The organism is Paludibaculum fermentans, from assembly GCF_051172195.1.
Lineage (GTDB): Bacteria > Acidobacteriota > Terriglobia > Bryobacterales > Bryobacteraceae > Paludibaculum > Paludibaculum fermentans_A.
This window is the reverse complement of the sequence record NZ_JBPJAQ010000028.1, coordinates 1-385: the sequence shown is the minus strand read 5'-3', so window position 1 is coordinate 385 and position 385 is coordinate 1. Positions and strand designations below refer to the sequence as shown.

At 59.7% G+C, this 385-nt stretch carries 1 protein-coding gene; it reads left to right on the top strand.

The annotated features are described in order from the left end of the window. Nucleotides 1-385 (top strand): transposase (locus tag ACR9Y2_RS40315; protein ID WP_435047592.1); only part of this gene is annotated, 385 nt, incomplete at both ends.

Here is a 385-nt window from a genome sequence, read left to right as displayed (position 1 = left end):
CGTGCCGAACAGGCCGCGAAGGAGAAGGCAGCGCAGGGTGGCAAGGCGAAGGACCAATCACAGCGTAAGCGCTGGTACCGATCAGCCAAGGGCGTGCCGTCGCAGAAGGCGCTAGGCAATCTGACGGACCCGCAGTCGCGCGTGATGATTGATGGGGCTAGCAACCGCTATATCCAGGGCTACAACGCGCAAATTGCGGTGGATCAGAAGCAGCAAGTGATCGTGGCAGCGGAAGTGACCAGCCAACAAAACGACCGGCAACAACTGGCTCCGATGGTGGATGCGATGGAGGTCAATGTCCAAGCGAAGTGCGGGTTGATCGTGGCCGACAACGGCTACTGGAATGAAAGGGTCATTGGAGAATTGGGTGAGCGCGGCGTGGACG